General features: G+C 52.0%; 13 protein-coding genes. 6 read left to right on the top strand and 7 right to left on the bottom strand.

Annotated elements, in window-relative coordinates; all coding sequences use genetic code 11:
* Positions 1-167 precede the first annotated feature (167 nt).
* Positions 168-2,351, top strand: a complete 2,184-nt coding sequence (locus FJ146_07335; GenBank protein MBM4251768.1) for a hypothetical protein — start codon at positions 168-170, stop codon at positions 2,349-2,351.
* Positions 2,352-2,683: 332 nt separating this feature from the next.
* On the opposite strand, the gene FJ146_07330 is transcribed toward FJ146_07335, so the two are convergent.
* Together FJ146_07330 and FJ146_07325 are read right to left on the bottom strand one after the other, a co-directional pair.
* Positions 2,684-3,037 carry a hypothetical protein gene (locus FJ146_07330; protein ID MBM4251767.1) on the bottom strand — a complete coding sequence of 118 codons (354 nt, stop codon included), beginning with the start codon at positions 3,035-3,037 and terminating at the stop codon, positions 2,684-2,686.
* Between the two features lie 3 nt (positions 3,038-3,040).
* Complete coding sequence (locus FJ146_07325; protein ID MBM4251766.1) at positions 3,041-3,286, bottom strand: toxin; 246 nt, start codon at positions 3,284-3,286, stop codon at positions 3,041-3,043.
* A 355-nt stretch (positions 3,287-3,641) separates the two neighbouring features.
* On the opposite strand from FJ146_07325, the gene FJ146_07320 reads away from it, so the two are divergent.
* The 3 genes from FJ146_07320 to FJ146_07310 all read left to right on the top strand — a co-directional run bounded on the left by FJ146_07320 (position 3,642) and on the right by FJ146_07310 (position 8,597).
* Positions 3,642-4,205 carry a BspA family leucine-rich repeat surface protein gene (locus FJ146_07320; GenBank protein ID MBM4251765.1) on the top strand — a complete coding sequence of 188 codons (564 nt, stop codon included), beginning with the start codon at positions 3,642-3,644 and terminating at the stop codon, positions 4,203-4,205.
* Between the two features lie 487 nt (positions 4,206-4,692).
* Positions 4,693-5,691: a c-type cytochrome gene (locus tag FJ146_07315; protein MBM4251764.1), complete on the top strand. Its 999-nt coding sequence runs from the start codon at positions 4,693-4,695 to the stop codon at positions 5,689-5,691.
* A gap of 50 nt (positions 5,692-5,741) precedes the next feature.
* Positions 5,742-8,597, top strand: coding sequence for a copper oxidase (locus tag FJ146_07310; protein MBM4251763.1), 2,856 nt, complete (start codon positions 5,742-5,744; stop codon positions 8,595-8,597).
* Positions 8,598-8,739: 142 nt separating this feature from the next.
* Here the strand turns inward: FJ146_07310 and FJ146_07305 are convergent, their stop codons facing one another.
* On the bottom strand, positions 8,740-9,903 hold the full coding sequence (locus FJ146_07305) for an ATP-binding protein (protein MBM4251762.1): 1,164 nt from the start codon (positions 9,901-9,903) through the stop codon (positions 8,740-8,742).
* A 281-nt stretch (positions 9,904-10,184) separates the two neighbouring features.
* On the opposite strand from FJ146_07305, the gene FJ146_07300 reads away from it, so the two are divergent.
* Positions 10,185-11,243, top strand: a complete 1,059-nt coding sequence (locus tag FJ146_07300; GenBank protein ID MBM4251761.1) for a hypothetical protein — start codon at positions 10,185-10,187, stop codon at positions 11,241-11,243.
* Between the two features lie 40 nt (positions 11,244-11,283).
* Here the strand turns inward: FJ146_07300 and FJ146_07295 are convergent, their stop codons facing one another.
* On the bottom strand, positions 11,284-12,000 hold the full coding sequence (locus FJ146_07295) for a hypothetical protein (protein MBM4251760.1): 717 nt from the start codon (positions 11,998-12,000) through the stop codon (positions 11,284-11,286).
* Between the two features lie 74 nt (positions 12,001-12,074).
* Here FJ146_07295 and FJ146_07290 point away from each other — a divergent pair, with 74 nt between their 5' ends.
* Positions 12,075-12,881 carry a hypothetical protein gene (locus tag FJ146_07290; protein MBM4251759.1) on the top strand — a complete coding sequence of 269 codons (807 nt, stop codon included), beginning with the start codon at positions 12,075-12,077 and terminating at the stop codon, positions 12,879-12,881.
* A 12-nt stretch (positions 12,882-12,893) separates the two neighbouring features.
* Here FJ146_07290 and FJ146_07285 read toward each other — a convergent pair whose 3' ends face one another.
* From FJ146_07285 to FJ146_07275, 3 genes are read right to left on the bottom strand one after another with little or no spacing between them, the layout of a single operon-like run.
* Entirely contained in the window at positions 12,894-14,882 is a 1,989-nt protein-coding gene (locus FJ146_07285) for a ferritin-like domain-containing protein (protein MBM4251758.1), read from the bottom strand.
* 29 nt (positions 14,883-14,911) lie between these two features.
* Positions 14,912-15,331 carry a DUF393 domain-containing protein gene (locus FJ146_07280; protein ID MBM4251757.1) on the bottom strand — a complete coding sequence of 140 codons (420 nt, stop codon included), beginning with the start codon at positions 15,329-15,331 and terminating at the stop codon, positions 14,912-14,914.
* Positions 15,332-15,353: 22 nt separating this feature from the next.
* Positions 15,354-17,510: a tail-specific protease gene (locus FJ146_07275; GenBank protein ID MBM4251756.1), complete on the bottom strand. Its 2,157-nt coding sequence runs from the start codon at positions 17,508-17,510 to the stop codon at positions 15,354-15,356.
* Positions 17,511-17,766: the final 256 nt, after the last annotated feature.

Here is a 17,766-nt window from a genome sequence, read left to right as displayed (position 1 = left end):
TCTTTCGATTGGAACAACGGGAACATTCAATACACAACTGCGACCTGTGGCAACTTCGCTTTTACAAATATGCAGGAAGGCGCCAGCTACACACTGATCGTGAAATCAACCACACAGGGTACCTGCGTATTCACACAGACGGGGTTAACATTTAGGAGTCAAAGTGCATTGACGACTGCTACGGGTACTTACTCCATCTTCAACTTTATCGTCGCTGGTGGCGACGTCTTCGTACAGATCAAACGGGGGTTCTAATCGTGAAAAATATATTGTTTATATGTTTTTCACTATTTTCGAACCTAGCATTAGGCTTTGGTAGCGATCAATTCTTCGCAGGTGGATTGGAAATTCCGTCTTTCTCGCTAGCTGGCACATCAGGAAGCCTGAGTGCATTGGCAATTGATTCCGCGGGTAATCTCTACGCAGGAGGAAGTTTTACCAGCGCAGGAAGCATTGCAGTCAATAATGTTGCCAAGTGGAACGGCAGCTCCTGGTCAGCTTTGGGTTCGGGGTTGAATGGATCCGTTTACGCCCTCGCCGTCGATTCCGGTGGTAATCTTTACGCAGGTGGGAATTTTACTAGCGCAGGAGGCGTTGCTGCCAACTATGTTGCCAAGTGGAACGGCAGCACCTGGTCAACCTTGGGTTCGGGAATGAGTGGATACGTCTCCGCCCTCGCCTTCGATTCCTCGGGTAATCTCTACGCAGGAGGGAATTTTACTAGTGCAGGCGGTGTTGCTACCAAATATGTTGCCAAGTGGAACGGTAGCGCCTGGTCAGCCTTGGGTGCGGGCACTGGTGGCACCTACGCTAACGTCTACGCCCTCGCCATCGATTCCTCGGGTAATCTGTACGCAGCGGGGAATTTTACTGCGGCAGGCGGTGTTGCTGTCAACTATGTTGCCAAGTGGAACGGCAGCACTTGGTCAGCCTTAGGTTCGGGAATGGATAGTCCCCCACTCGCCCTTGCCCTCGACTCCTCGGACAATCTCTACGCAGGGGGGGCTTTTACCACTGCAGGAGGCGTTGCTGCCAACTATGTTGCCAAGTGGAACGGCAGCTCCTGGTCAGCCCTGGGTTCGGGAATGAGTAATTACGTCAGAGCTATCGCCGTCGATTCCTCGGGTAACCTCTACGCAGGGGGAAGTTTTACTTACGCTGGAGGCGTTGCCGCAAGAGTTGCCAAGTGGAATGGCAGCGCCTGGTCAGCCTTGGGTTCGGTTATGTCTAGTAACGTCCTCGCCCTCGGCTTCGATTCCTCGGGTAATCTATACGCAGGGGGGGATCTTACCAGTGCAGGAGGCATTGCTGCCAATTCTGTTGCCAAGTGGAACGGCAGCATTTGGTCAGCCCTGGGAATGGGAATGAATGGTGCCATCAGTGCCCTCACCTTAGATTCCTTGGGTAATCTCTACGCAGGGGGAAGTTTTACCAGCGCTGCAGGTGTTGCTGCCAGCTATGTTGCCAAGTGGAACGGCAGCACCTTAGCAGCCTTGGGTTCAGGAATGGATTATAACGTCTACGCCCTCGCCTGCAATTCCTCGGGTAATCTCTATGCAGGGGGATATTTTTCTACCGCAGGAGGCGTTTCTGCCAATTCTATTGCCAAGTGGAACGGCAGCGCCTGGTCAGACTTGGGTGCGGGAATGGGAATGTTTGGTTCCGTCAGTGCTCTCGCCTTCGATTCCTTGGGTAATCTTTATGCAGGGGGAAGTTTTACCAGCGCAGGGGGCATTGCAGTTAATAATGTTGCCAAGTGGAACGGCAGCGCCTGGTCAGCCTTGGGTGCGGGATTGAATGGATCCGTTTACGCCGTCGCCGTCGATTCCTCGGGCAATCTCTACGCAGGTGGAAATTTTACTAGCGCAGGAGGCGTTGCTGCCAACCTTGTTGCCAAGTGGAACGGCAGCACTTGGTCAGCCTTGGGTTCAGGAATGAATGGTGCCGTCAGATCCCTCGCCGTCGATTCCGCGGGTAACTTATACGCAGGGGGAGATTTCACTAGCGCAGGAGGCTCTGCTGCCAACTATGTTGCCAAATGGAACGGCAGCACTTGGTCAGCCTTAGGTTCGGGCATGAGTGGATACGTCTCCGCCCTCGCCTTCGATTCCTCAGGTCAGCTCTATGTAGGGGGGGATTTTACCAACGCAGGCGGCGTTGCTGCCAACAGGATTGCCAAGTGGAACGGCAGCGCCTGGTCCGCCTTGGGTTCGGGAATGAATAGGTTCGTCAATGCCCTCGCGTTCGATTCCTCGGGTAATCTCTTCGCAGGTGGTTACTTTGACCAAGCTGATAACATGGTGCGCCCCTTTATAGCGACCTGGCTGGCGTTAACGAAGACCTGGCTTTAAGAAATGGAGCGGGACTGTGCTGATCCAGCGTGGAGACGATTTTTCAAGATCACTGTGATAACCCATTTCAAGACCTTCGCTTCTAACACAGCGTATGTGGCACCCACAAGTCACACACAACAACGCGGGTTGGAGACACGGTGATGGAGACGATGGGGACAACTGCGGTGCTCGAAGTACAGACTAATGGGAACAAATCTTGGGTCATGAGTGCTTAGTATAGAAATTTTACTGCAGACCCGAATATCCGTCACCGAAGGTGGCAACGTGGGAATAGCTGTTCTTATCCACATTTAAGACGGCTGCTCAAGGTAAGCGGCACTAATCGGATATCAGCTATTACTAGCCTTGCGCTTTACAAAAATGCCTGCATCCACCATTTTCTTGACTTCCTGACTATTGATAAGTTGTCCCGTCACATAAAGATGAATGATGTGGTTAATAAGCGTTTGGTATGGCATTCCAGCCTGTTCGGCCATGATGCAAATAGCCTCAAGATCGTCTTCTCTCATCCGGATATTTGCCCGAGCAATTTTTAGCTCTCGTAACTTAGTCTTGGCGGCTACTCGCACTTTTTTTTGCTTTGCTGCCGAAGGACGCTTTAACTTTTTGTAGTCAATAGCATCCTCGATACTTTGCTCATAAGCATCAAGTTCGTTTTTCTTGAGTTTTTGATTCTTAACCATTAACTACCTCTTATACTTTCTGGATGGGAATACGGTGATGAGCCAATAAACTTCACCGCGAACTTCGTAGGGTATGACATGAGGGTAGCCATTAATTTCCACCACAAAAATTCTTTGGCCAGCATGCCCCGGATTACGGTCATCGAACATAAGTGGGTTGCTGGCTAGCGCCTCAACCACCTCCTCAAAACTTGGACGTCCTCGAGCAACGAGTTCGCGGTTTTTCTTTTTGTCCCATCGGAATTTCAAGCTAATTATCCACCGTGTACCAAAAATGGCCGATGACGCTGTATCAGTGTACAACGTACACAAAATTTACGATTATGTACACACAACTTTGAAGTGACGGCAGTTACCGGCACCAGGGATAAGGCAGGAAGTAGGACACGTCGGCACCGGCGACGCTCGACCCTACGAGTAACGTATTGTGCTGGTCACAAAAGGCATACCAGCAAAAGGTGTGGCGCACGCCATTTACCGTCATGTTGAGCTGTGTACCATCCCATTCCCATAGGGCATTGGGAGTAAATACTGATTTGACGGACATTCCCGAGTTTTTGCAATGTTTGCCGCGGGGATACCTTAGACCGAGAAGGTACGTAATATGTCAGGCATGTTCGGCTCGGCCGTAAACTTTAATCAGAATCTGAACAGTTGGAACACCCAGCTAGTTAGTAATATGTCCTCCATGTTCGACCGTGCCTACAATTTCAACGGCAACATCACGACTTGGAACACAGCTAATGTAACTTATATGAACTCAATGTTCTACGCCGCAAGGAACTTTAACCAAAACATCAACAACTGGAACACATCTAAAGTCACCAATACAGCTGCCATGTTCGTAGCCGCTACGATATTTAATCAGAGCCTTAACTCCTGGGACACGCGCCTCATCACCAATATGAGCTCCATGTTCGTAAACTCTTACTTATTTAACAGCAACCTAGCGAACTGGAACACTAGCCGCGTCACCACGACCCAAAATATGTTTGGCCTCGCCTTCTTATTCAACCAGGATATATCAAGCTGGGATACGCACTCGGTCACAGATATGAGCAATACGTTTAATGCCGGCACCAGTGTCTACACAGCCGCCAGCGCGTCTGCACGGGCCACACTCACCGGTGCAAAAGGCTGGACCATCACTGACGGTGGGACAATTTGAAATCCGTTTTGCGTAGATCCTAAACGCGGCACGGACCGGAACCCATAAATTCATGATTTTATCAGTTCCTTTCGTCACTTTAGTTCGCCGGGACTGACCAGCGCACATGCAAAATATCTAGCCAAAATCACTGCCTATATATAGACCCGGCGCGTCCAACTTGTAGACACCCCCTGGCCACCAACTAGTCACTGCGATGTAAACTTATGTGTTCCGGGTGGGTTAGCGACATCAAGCACCCGGCTCACAAACCATTAAGTTGTTTACAGGCTATGCGCTAGTACGTTCCAAGTCATACGCCGGCGAGCATGCCCGACCAAACAATACTCCATTGATTACTTAAACCTACCAAGCCCCTAATCCTGTGCCAGGACGTTGGAATGCGCCTTGCTTTATAGAACATATAGTTTCTTAAAAAAGGAACTAATTAGCTCCACCTGACCTGAACTGAACTAACTCCTACGCGAAAGGCTTGCCCATGAATCCGATGTCCCGTTTCCGCCCCTCACTCAAGTCCCTTAGCATCATCGCCGCACTACTAACAGCATCCGTGGCCGGTAGCGTCTCGCTAGCACGCATGGCAACGATGCGCCTAGCGACAACTAGTCCAGGTAACGACACCCAAAAGTTTATAGGTGCATCATACTTCCCCAATGTCGCGCTGACGAATCAGGATGGAGTGACCAGACACTTCTTCGACGACATGGTTGCGGGCAAGGTTGTCTTAATTAATTTTGTTTACACGACATGCAAACTATCGTGTCCCCTTGAGACAGCACGCCTCCGCAAAGTTTACGACCTTTTAAAGGATCGTATGGGTAAAGACATCTACTTTTACTCCATATCCATTGATCCTGACAACGACACTCCAGAGGTCCTTAAATCCTACCGTCAGCGTTTTAAAATCGGCGAGGGCTGGGACTTTCTCACAGGTGACGAGGAATCTGTGACACTGTTGCAGAAGAAGCTCGGCCTTTTTGTCGATCAGCTGAACCCCGCGTCAAAGGACTCTAAAGAAGGTCACAGCCTCAACTTGATTGTCGGCAATCAAGCAACCGGCCAATGGATTAAACGGTCTCATCTCGAGAACGCGCAGATTTTAGCCACGATCTTGCAACAACTGCATCCCCGTCAGGCACAGCCACTAGACCTGGCTAGTTACAGTAAAGCACCAGTGAAACTGACCGCGGTAAGTCCGGGCGAAAAACTGTTCTACAGTCGTTGTGCTGACTGCCACACCATAGGTCAGGGTGACAGTATCGGTCCCGATCTAAAAGACGTCTCGAAAAAGCGTGATGGCGCCTGGCTCAGACGCTGGATCAATGAGCCCGACGTCATGCTCCACGAAAAGGACCCAGTCGCCACGGAGTTACTAACTCGGTTCAACGGCATCAATATGCCGAATCTCAAGCTAGACGACGGCGCCATTGAGCAAATAATTCAATTCATTGACAGCGAAAGCAGCAGTGCTGCTCAGACCCGATAGACGCTGAGTTGTTCCCCTAAACCTGAATTTCCATGCAGAGGAGAAAAGACATGAAAACGAAACGACACCATCACAAATCCTGGCTCTTAGCCCTAATCACAACCCTTATCACCGGAGGCCTACTAAGTACAAACGCTCGCAGCGCGACAAATCTCGTCTTAAACTTGATTTGTCCCGGTGCGGAACCAGGCACCTGTGTGGCCTCCTTTACCGGCGGCTTTCTCACTGAGGCGCTAAAATTTCCAGTCGCTGCGAATCCGACAGATAAGTCACGTCTGACTGCAGGCGCCATCGGTGGCGACGCTGTCGATCTAGACGATGGATTTCACATCTACGAGGCCGCTATCGAAGGTGGAGCTACAGGGACCAGAGCCGACGTATCCCAGTCGCTGAAGTCGGGCACTCTGACGGGTGAGAATAGCTTCGACATCCCATCTGGGGGGTCTCCTAGTCCTCTCTTTGGTGCTCAGCCATTTACACAAAAGATGCTGAGGTTCGAGGAATTTGGCACAGAGGCCTTACAAGGATCAACGGCGACGAGCCAATTACCGCAGCCAGTGGCCACAACAAATCCAGGCAACCCCGAGCTTGGTCCAGTCGCCACGCAGAGTGTTCCAAGTGGCGCTGAGCTTGATAGCTTCCTTGGCACTGCGGGGCTCTACCCCTTTCCCTCGAGACTTGCCAATACCAACGCCCCCAATCCCTGGTGGAACCTCATCTGCGGTTACCTAGGTCGGACTGACTGCACCAAGGCCGGCCCCATCGAGGGGCGCCCCGAGGGTGATGGTTGGGCGCATCAACGGTGGAACGAGTTCTTCCCGGTTAAATCGTTTAAGACGGCGCAGGCTGGCGCTAGGGTCAACCTAGGCCTCCGTGACAAAAAACAAATGCACGGTTACGCCACCGGCGAATTTGCACCTGGCGGTCTCTACCATAACACCACAGGCCTAGCTGGTTTTAACGGCACAACGGCGGGCATTCGTCCGCAAATCCATCCGCTGATGCCCGTGCAAAACTATAAGAGTCTGTGGACTTTTGACGGCACGTTCCCACTCAAACTGTTGATGGTCCGCTACGGCGAACCGGTCTTGATGCGCCACTATAACGCTCTGCCCATCGACGTGTCGGCTAATGCCGGATTTGGTCTGCACACCCTATCTACGCATGAGCACAATGGTCATAACCCGGCCGAAAGCGACGGCTACGCAGGTGCCTTCTTCTTCCCGGGACAATTTTTTGACTACAGATGGCCGATCGCGCTAGCGGGACACGACACTATCAACCGTGATGCTACTGAGCCTCTTGCCGCCACGCCATGCAAAAAGGGTGAGATCATGCGGGTCCAGCGCAAGACGGGAGCACAGCTAGTTAGCTGTGACGTCAGCAAGGACCCCAAGGGCCTCCTGGGAACCATCCGCGTCCGCGGCGATTACCGTGAGACTATGTCCACGCATTGGTTTCACGATCACATGATCGACTTCACCTCGCAGAATGTCTACAAAGGCAACGCTGCCATGATGAACTACTACAGTGCCATCGACCGCGGCAACGAAAAGATCAACGACGGGGTAAACTTACGTCTGCCTAGTGGCTCCGGACTGCCATGGGGCAACCGTGACTACGACATCAACCTCGTCATTGGCGACAAAGCCTGGGATCGCGAGGGACAGTTATGGATGAACCCATTCAATGTGGACGGATTCCTCGGTGACAATCTATTGACCAATTTCCAGTATAAGCCACGATTCGAAGTTAGGGCGCGCCGCTATCGCTTCCGTATCCTCAATGGATCGGTGGCACGATACCTGAAGTTGGCGTTAGTTCGCGAAGTTCGCGGCACCAGCGGCGCCCTCAAGGGACCTGCCGGTAGCACTGTGTCCTACGAACGTGTGCCTTTTCACCTCGTGGCCAATGACGGCAATATCATGGAACATGCTGTAGCTCTCGATGGCACCTTGGGAACCGAACGGGGCGTTCTGCCCACACAGTCGATCGCTGAGCGCTATGACATTGTCGTCGACTTTGGCAAAAATAATATCCGCCCCGGTGATAAGCTCTATTTCGTAAACTTACTCGAGCATAAGAGTGGCCGCCGCCCGGAGAAGTACATCCCACTAGCTTCTGTACTGAATCAAAGGTACAAGGCAGTGCGCACGGCAACTAGGTGGCGTGACGGCGATCCCACAGTAGGTACATTCCTGCGCCTCGACGTGGTAGCCTGCAAGTCACCGACAGGCGTGACCACAGCTTGTGACGATCTCAGTATGGATCCAGCAAACTACGTCGCTGGTAACCGCAACGGACTGCGTGGCACTTCGCTCAAGATGTTGCCCATGCCCACCTTCACTGCACAAGAACTAGCAACTGCACGCCATCGTACTTTCGACTTTGCTCGCTCTTCAGGCACGGACGCAGCGCCGTGGACAGTCAAAACTGACGGTGCTTCCGCTTATATTGCAGATACACGCCGCATCTCGGCTGCGTCTAATCTCGGCGACCTGACTGATAATGGACAGGCTCGTGTTGAGATCTGGCACATCAAAGGTGGTGTTGGTGGTTGGAGCCATCCCGTCCATGTCCACTTTGAGGAGGGTAAAATACTGGACCGCGACGGCAAACGACCGCCAGTCTGGGAGCAGTTTGCACGCAAAGACATGTTCCGCATTGGTCACGAAGTGGACTCCTCGTCAGAAGTAAACGTTGCCTACCGGTTCCGTGAATTCTCAGGATCCTACGTCGAGCACTGCCACAACACCACCCACGAAGACCACGCTATGCTTGTACGCTGGGATCTGGAAAAGCCGGGTCAAGTGCTCCTCATGCCAAGCCCCATACCAACCTGGGACGGCGTAGGTTATGTCGATTCAGTCGCCGAAGCCACCTTCCGTACTGGTCAGGCCAAATAGTGTCCCGTCAAAGTGGTGGGGTTATGCTCCACCACTTGTTTCTCAAAATCAATATCCACGCTGATGTAGTTGTTCCAATAGAGGTCCCTGATCAGATGATAATCTTAGATTGTCCTACCATCAGCCATTACAGATTACTATCTCAAGAGAGCGTACCAGCCAGGATCTCCTGTATACCTTGCTGCCAAGGCAGGCAGTGGACGCCGTCAATGATTTTACAGATTGGATCCCGCGATATGAGTAACGACACTGAGTTTTTGAAGGATCCAGAAAGTTTGCGGAGAGCTTCAACATGCCCTTCGTGAGCCATGTCTGTGCTCTTAATTTCAACAAGAAAGGTTTTCATGCCGTTGCGCTCGATGATCAAATCAATTTCCATTTTCTCATCGATTCGCAGGAAGGACAGACGGAAGGATCGCTCGGCATACTTCAAAAGACGAAAAACTTCGTTCACAATAAACGATTCGAATAGCGACCCATATTCAAATGACTGCGGTCGTGCGGGATCATCAACAGTGCCCGCCAATGCCCGGCGCACACCTGTATCAAACCAGTAGAATTTAGGTGTCCTTTTCTGTCTCTTACGTATCGCCGTATCATATGGCTGGAGGCTGAATCCAAGCAGAGTTTCCTCCAGAATCGAGTAATAGTTGGAGACAATTTTCGGATCTACCAGGATATCGCGACCGATGTTGGTGAAACTTGTCACCTTCGTATCCTGACTTGCAGCGATTTCGAGAAAACGCCGAAACGGCGGCAGTTTGCGAATCAATTGTTCGACAAGAATTTCTTCCTTCAAATAGGTTTCAGCATAAGCTTTAAGAAAAAGCACTTTATCGCGGTGTGATGAAAATGAAAAAACCTTGGGCAAAGTTCCGTATGATAATGCGTCGCCCAGATCAAACTGGTCACCTATTTCCACGTGAGTCAGTGTAAATAGGTTAAACATGAAAGCTCGGCCGGCAAGCATATTGCTTGCGTTGCGTTTTAATTTTCGGGCACTCGATCCCGTGAGAACGAATTTCTGGCCCGTTGACTCGATCAGACGATGCACCTCGTCTAATAGCGCTGGAACCTTCTGAATCTCGTCGATGATGATCCATTGTTTCTTTTGCTTAGCAACGATGTCTGCCAATCGACTTGGTCTTGCCTCGAGCGCTGCCAGATCGACGTGACTGAGTAGATCGATTTGATGGGAGTCGATGTTGCTGAAGGACTGCTGCAGAAAGGTGGTCTTACCGGTGCCACGCGCCCCGAGTAGAAAAAAGCTCTGTGATTTAGATATGTTAATAATTCTCGTGAACATGATTCAAAATTATCGTCGAAATTTGAATCACAGTCAATCTTTGCATGATCTTGAGCAGACCGAAATAAATTCTTATTAAAATCAAATGGTTATATAAATTAGAGGACGACTTGCCCAGGCTGTAGTTAGCGCAGACCCGCTTGCATTGCCGTGAGGCATGCAAGCCTAGGGAATCCCGTTCGATTAGGGATGGGAGGACGTCAATTATTTCGTCATATTATAGAAAATCATCAAGTTTCCAAACGACTCCGCCGATCAGATGTGCAAGACAGGAGGTACCGATGCAAAAGCAAGAGACTTTGGCACCTGAGCCTGTGGCGCACCCAAGCTGGCGCTACCTGATCAGCACCGTTACGAAAGTGGCGATTACGAAAGTGACGATCGGCACCTTGGTGACCATGTTGCCGTTAACTACAATCAGCTGCGGTAATCCAGAGTCTTTTAATGCACTGAGTGCGGCGCAAGCCGCAAAAGCTCCGGAACAAGATAAAAAGGGGGCCACTGCCACCGATACCGCCGAGGACGCCACAGCAACACCGCCGCAAAGCGTAGCCGGACTGTATTTACTGTCTTGTGGTGACTATATCCCCGGCCCATCTGACAAAGATAAGAGTCCGTCCATAGGTTGCGATATCACCGATGATAAGGGCGGAGCGGTCAGTCTGAGCCACATGGAAGAGAAGCGATGGATCGTCAAAAATGCACAGGGTAAAGAACTCAAGCCTCTGATCGACGATACAGAAAGCGGCAGTATAACCGGCAAGAATGGCCGGTTCAGAATTCACGCCAAACACAACTCAGGCAGCCCCGACGACGTCAAGACCGTCGTATTCCACTACAGTATGAAAGGCGGACCCGCGGCAACACTAACATATACATTCAACGACCAACCCACGCAGTTGGCATTATCTGGATCGTGGGGTGTGAAGCGCATTGTCGTCAATCCTGCTGCAAGCACTGCCACAGTAAAAAACCCGGTGGTAGACGCTGGCAAGCTGGAGATCAAATTTAAAGCGGGGAGCTCGAACGCCTTCACGGCTGTTGTGACTGGGGATCGCCCTTTCTCGCTCGATTACGATGGTTATAATAGTTTCTGGACCGGATTAATCTCTAAATCAGCTGCTGTTGGCACCCAGATATTCGCTGGTTCGATTGAAGCGAATGCAAGTAGCGCTCAAGCATTACCTAACCCTTCGCAAAAGGTCCTACCGATCGATCTAAATCCGAGCCCTGGTTTAGAGATCATACGCAACGCAGACGGCACGATTGCCTCACTGCGCATGACCGTCATGCAGCCCAGTTACGGCGAAACCAGGTGGGAATTCATCAGGGCACAGTAACTGGACGGATGCGCACGCAGATTTGTCGGAAACGCGCCCTTCATTTGCATGCTAATTCCAAGAGCTCTTTCGTCAACTGAGAGCTCTCGTAAATATCACCATGCGAGGGGACCAGGAGCTTCGGGTTATATTCTTTAAAGAAATGACGAAGCCATGCGACGTAGCGATGTTTATCATCAATAGCTATCCACCCAAACATACGCGACACCTTGAGACCTGGGTAAGTGTTTACCATGCGAAAGAATTTATCGAGCAAAAACTTTTTACCTGGTCTCATATTGAAAAAGCAGTCGCAAACGGCCAGGATGCTCGGATTTTCACCATTAGTCTCGGTATGAATCCAAACCTCGCCTTGTTTCAGCCCTTCGGGAAAAGCCATATGAAGACCTTTGGGTAACACATCTTGCAACTCAATGACATCGGTAAACGATAGACTGGTTACTTTTTCCAATCGTGGTATTGCCCGCTCATGGGCGTACAACTTGGCAGATGGATACCTTCGGAGGAATGGTTTGAGACCTAAATTATGATAGTAATTGGGAGCTAGGAGTGCTGTTACTGGTCCAAAACTGTCTAGCGTAGCCATAGATATCTCATCCACATCAGGCACAGGACTCACGACGACGATCCCACCGTCCTTCAATTTAATGGCCAGCATCCTGAGGTCAAAAAAGGTTGCACTGCTGCTAGACCAAGTCCAGACATCTGGAGCATGACTAACCCGCAACCAACGACGGTCATCGTTCCAAGACATCATCGAGCTCCAAAAATACCAGTTTAGTAAACGTAAATCTGATTGTGATATCATATCAAAAAAATCTAGGACCTCCCATGATGCCAAGCCTCAAGCACCTACTACTTTTGACGCTAGCCACAACCGGCTGTAGACCCACCGCCCCCAAAGAGCCAGTAAGCCAGCCCATGGGCCTATTCGGCGTCGCATGTGCGCGCATGGAGACTGTGCGCTTTGAGTCTACCGACGACGATCGTCTCGCTCTCGTCGATACGCCGCCAAAGTCACGCATGCGCATCGACATAAGCGCTCAAGACTTGGCCAACGCCAAGTCCCTTTCTTGCAAGAAGGATGGGTTATGCGAGGCAATCTTAAATCGCCCAGTCTCCTTTGACGAGACCGTACCGGTTGCACTAAACACAAAGATTAGGCTTGCCTACGAACAAAAGCCCGACAAGGACGGCGACATTTGCTTGCGTGATATCAAAGTGGGCGGTCAGATCAGTCCTATGGCTCACTGCCTAGGCAAGCTGGTTTATGCCAATATTGATGTTGGGGTGAATGTCACACAGAATATCGACAAAGATACTAAAGATAGCTCATTTAGTGCCAAGCCTTACTGTAAAGCCAGCGTAGGATGCAATACACCATTTTTGTCGATTGGCATGAGTGCCGACGACAAGGGCATCGGGTTTAATGGCATCCTTTCGACAAAGGGTCTAACGGACAATCGTTTTTTGAAAAAGGTCTTTCCAACTAAAATTGCCAGCTCTAAAGTAAGCTACAAAGAACTCCCGGCTGCCATTCAGAAGTTGAAAGCGACTGTCGCCGTTGTAGCTGACGCCATCAAGGACCCAGACTTTACCTGGGACCAAATCGCTGAGAGCTGTGATCCCCGAACCTAGCGGACACAAGACTCAGACGATCTCGATCAATGTCAAGACAGCGCGAGCCGTCGCAGGATCATTGGTCGCAACGACTCCGCGCTCGATCAGTCCGTGCTTTAACAAGAGGGGATGACGCTCCTCTTTAGCCCGTAAAAAGGCGGGAAAGTCCGCGAATCCCTCTCGTTTGATTTGACTCAAAGTCCAGTGACGCCAATGCCCCCGAGCCTTGCGGTGCACACGCCTATCGAGCTCAAGAGCGATCCGGCCCATAGTATAGCGCGCGTTGATTTCGACGAGTGGTCGCAGCTTTATCCCGGCCGCATCCTCGTATAAAAAAGCATCGATACCGGCGGGTCCAAGGTAACCAGCCTGAGATAGCGCTTCGGCCACGCTTAACCCAATACGCTCCAGGGTCTCGGGCACGCCCAGCTCATGATAGGCCCGCACGGCTAAAGGGTCTAAGCCAGCGTGTTTGACACCAAGCACGTGCCCTAGGTAAGCACCACGCTGATCGGTGAGAAATCGCGTGATACCGAGCACCACTCCGCCGCTCTCTTGAACGTCGATCTGCACACTATAGTCGGCGATGCGCTTAACCCAAGACTCCACTACCAAGGAGCCTTGTTGCTTTAGGATACGCTCTGCCCAGACTAATTGCTTTCCTTCGATCTGATGACCCGAACGCACGCGCTGCATGTGGCGCCCCGAGCAACCAAGCGGCGCCTTGATCACAACATCACCGCGAGCACTCATTGCCGCGACCAGTTCACTCAGTCCGTCCACACTGTGACATACGCCCCCGCCGACCTCATCTACACCCAGCTTTTGCGCTAAGGACTTGGCCCAAGACTTGTTGAATACCGATGGCGGTGCTGTGACGGGTTGCTGCTGCCACTCCACGCCCAATGCTTTAGCTTCCCGCAGCGCCGCCGGACTCTGCCCCCACGGGTGCCAACGCTCAAAGAGGCGTCCTTTCAGTGCGTCGCGTTCCGATGGCGTGACAAACTGCGGGACGACAAAGCCGCAGCTTAAGAGCCGCTCCAATGTACTTGGCGATGGACGTTCAGCGACTAATACACAGTCGTCGTCCCCAGCTAAAAACTGCATCAGCGAGGCAAGATCATGCTGCCATGCCTCGATGGATTTTGGCGCTGTGTAGGAACCACCGAAGGCTAGCTCTTCTTCGACCTCCGGATTAAACCAGAAGAGCCGCGGTGGGCGCCCCTTCGAATGCCGGTAGAGACCTAACTCCCTCACAAATTCCGCCGATAGTCCGGCAGCCCGGCGCGCCTCAGACTGCAACTCCTGACCCTTAGCTCTGGCCGGTGTAAGCGGCAGCGGCAAAATGCGCTTATATGCCTGCCAATCCGACTCACCGGGATCACGCCATTGGTTGAACCACTTGACCCCGTGACCTACGTGACCAATCTCCTCGCGGTAGACTAGGTCCATCAGTGCAGCCGTTTCTTGATCACCCACTTTTTGAAACGCACGGAGAAAATACTGCGCAAAATCAAGATTGGCCTGCTCGAAGGTTAGGGCCATTTGCGTGACAAATACCAGCGGTGACGGTGTGGGTGCCATCACATCCCAGAAATAACTGTTAACGGGCACAGCACCGAAGGGGACACCGAGCTCACTCATCCGCTGCAGATAACGCCGCAGATGCGACTGCTCCTCCCGCATGACGCCGGCAATACCGCGGCGAAAAGCCGCAGGAGCGTCGGGGAATCTGAGGAGCGCCAGCGCCATAAGCTCTAAGGCCAGGAGCTCATGATTGGCAAAAAAATGAAGCACGATCCCACGTTGATCGTCACGCTCCATCTGGCTCAGCGTCGGAAAGGCCACTTTCTCCCTGCTGCGCTTAGCCAGCCAGCTGATAGCCGGATCTCGTCCCGGTGCGCGCGGCACGTTGCCGGGAGCTCCAGGCGCCTCATCCGTCAACACTTGAGGGCAAAGGAGCTTGGCTCCGAGGTCGGGCCCATGCAAGATGACCTCAGCCCAGTCACGCAGCTCCATCGGCAATAAGATCCAATATAGTCCCTAGGTTACTTGGAATCTGGCGACTTCCGTGCGGGGACCTGACAACGACCGTCGCTGTCACATTGCGGCTTAAAACCAGAAAAGGTCGGCCGTATGCGAGCAAATATCTGGTAGCCTATATCAGCCAGCGGCTTAAATGGCCACAACGCAGTCCACGACATCACCCACCCTAGTCCCGCGGCACGGTACATAGCCCTGATCGTGTCCATGCCACGAATGACATTGCCGCGTGCATCGATGGCATGGAGCGACCCTACGCACTGGGCCATGGTGAGGTTGAAGTCCTCGGCCCTAAATTCTGGCGCGGCGATATCCACGAGCCCAAGACGCCCCTGCCGGTCAAAACGCTTTAGCAAGTCCACCTCACGGCGACACACCGGACAGAGGCTGTCGTAGAGCACGGTGACTTCAGGCTGCGCAGTCATGGAGAAACCTCTACCTAAATCTTTATGGGTGAGCCTTTACGGTGTCACTCGGCTTCTTGTCTTCGGCAACGGTAACCTTATCGAGTTCAGGCAGTGAAACCTTAGCCAACGGCTTCTTGTTTAAAAGCTGCACGTAATCCGCAGCGACGCGCAGGGTCTCCTGCAGCATGAAGTCCTCACTTAGAGGCAACTTCTCAACGTCCTCGTCAGCCTCGGGATCCACTTTCTTAGCTTTCTTGTCGTCTTTTTTACGGTCTTTTTTATCCTGATCAGCTTTAGCTAATTTCTTGTCCTTCTCGGCCTCTTTGGCCTTAGCCTCGGCAGCAGCTTTACTTTCAGGCGTCTCCTCTTTGAGGCTCACCCGCGACCGCGCCTCTTCGCTGGTTTTGTACTCTTTAATCGCAGCGAACACCTTTTCAAATCCCTTGTCCTTCTGCACACGGTCCTTGCTGGAATCCCGGAGCTGCTTGACCATGTCCGAGGTCACCATCGAAAAATTGCGGAAGTCGGTAGCATTGATCTTTTCCCACGGCAGTGCATAGTCGTAGTGCTTCTCGCCAATTTCGTACTCGTCCATCACATCGGGGAGAATGATATCCGACTCGACGCCCTTGAGCTGCGTGCTTGATCCCGAGGGCCGATAAAATTTACTGATCGTGACTTTAACGGCACCAAGCTTATCGTCGATGTCGTTGAGATTCTGGACCGTACCCTTACCAAAAGTATGCGCATCGCCAACAATTAAGCCACGACCGTAGTCCTGAATGGCACCAGCAAAGATCTCGCTGGCACTGGCCGACTGCCGGTTGATCATCACGACTAGCGGACCATTGAAGACCTTACCCACGGAATCGCGCTGGACAAAGATGGACCCCTGTGTGTCTTTGATCTGCACAACAGGGCCTTTATCTACGAAGAAGCCCGCAATGTCGATCGATTCGTCAAGACTGCCGCCGCCATTAGAGCGCAGATCGACGACGATAGCGTCGACGTTCGCTTTTTTAAGTTTGGTAATCTCACCCAGCATGTCGACGGACGAACTCTTGTAGCCCTTCTCGTGATTCTGGCGTCCCTCGAAATCCATATAAAAGCTGGGCAGATCGATAACACCAACCTTGACCGTCCGCTCCGTCGCACCCTCTTTGAGCGATACCGGGAACACACTGGACTTCGCCGCGCGGTCTTTAAGCTGAATCTGTGCTCTGATGATCGGCACGACGACTTGCGTCGTTTTGCCGCCTTCTTCACGTACCAGCGTTAAGCGCACCTCCGTGGCTCGCGCGCCGCGGATCAGCTTGACGACTTCGCGTAAATCCATGTCGATGACATCGACTGGCGGCTCTTCCCCTTGCGCTACAGCGATAATCTTATCGTCAACCTTAACCTTCCCGGTGTTAGCGGCAGCACCGCCGGGTACCAGGCTCTGGATCGTCGTGAAGCCGTCCTCACTCCGGAGCACCGCACCTATACCCTCTAGAGAGAGGCGTGTGGAAATGCGGAAGTCCTCAAGCGTCTCGGTCGACATGTACTCAGAGTGCGGGTCGAGCGCTAAAGAAAATGAGTTTAGGAAGATGTTAAACATGTCATCCGATGACAACTCATTCTGGCGCTTTTCAGCCAAAGCATAGCGTTTGTGGAGTTTCTCGCGCGCTTTGTCCAGATCCTTCAAGGTGCCTTTGAGCTGCAAGAGCTGAAACTTAACACGCTCGCGCCAACGACTCGAAATCTCGTCGGTCGTCGCCGCATAATCAAGCTTCTTGCGATCGATCAGCATGTACTCGTCGACTTTGAAGTCGTGCTTGGCGTTGATCCAGTCTTTAATAACCTTTTGGCGCTCGGCAAAGCGTTTAGCAAAAAGTTTCGACACCTCGTCGACCGCGGCACAGTCGGCGTCCATGACCATGTCGTCGAGCTTAGTCGCGAACTTTTCCTCAAACTGCTTAATGTCAGATTTCAGGAAGTACACCTTACCCGGATCCCAGGCCTTGACGAAATTATCGAGCGTGCGGCGGCTTAGCTCGTCGTCAAACTCGTGATACGAGTAGTGCATCTTCAGGTAAACACCGACCAGTTGACGGACCTGTGGACAATTGAGCGCAAAGGAGTCACTCGCGAGACCCACAAAGGCTCCTACCACTAAAGCGCTCCACTGCCCGATACGCATAAACTTAGACGGCATGATCCGCACTCCTCAATCTTTGGAATCCCCACATCCACGAACCCGTACCCTCGGCTCGTCGTCACAGGTAGCCCCGGACTTGAGTCCGGAGCCTGCAAAGTATTGCATAAAAGCATTGATTTAACGAGTAAAACCGAGGGCCTACAGAGATACGACTAGCCAGCAAGCGGGTCTGAGCCTGCTACCCTTCGGTCGGTATTCTCAGCCCCGCACTTAACATTTTATACGTTAATGCCGATTAAGGCTCGAGGGAGGA

The sequence above is a fragment of the Deltaproteobacteria bacterium genome (assembly GCA_016874735.1).
GTDB lineage: Bacteria > Bdellovibrionota_B > Oligoflexia > Oligoflexales > CAIYRB01 > CAIYRB01.
Note: the sequence above shows the minus strand (reverse complement) of the source record. Positions and strands in the feature narration are given on the sequence as shown.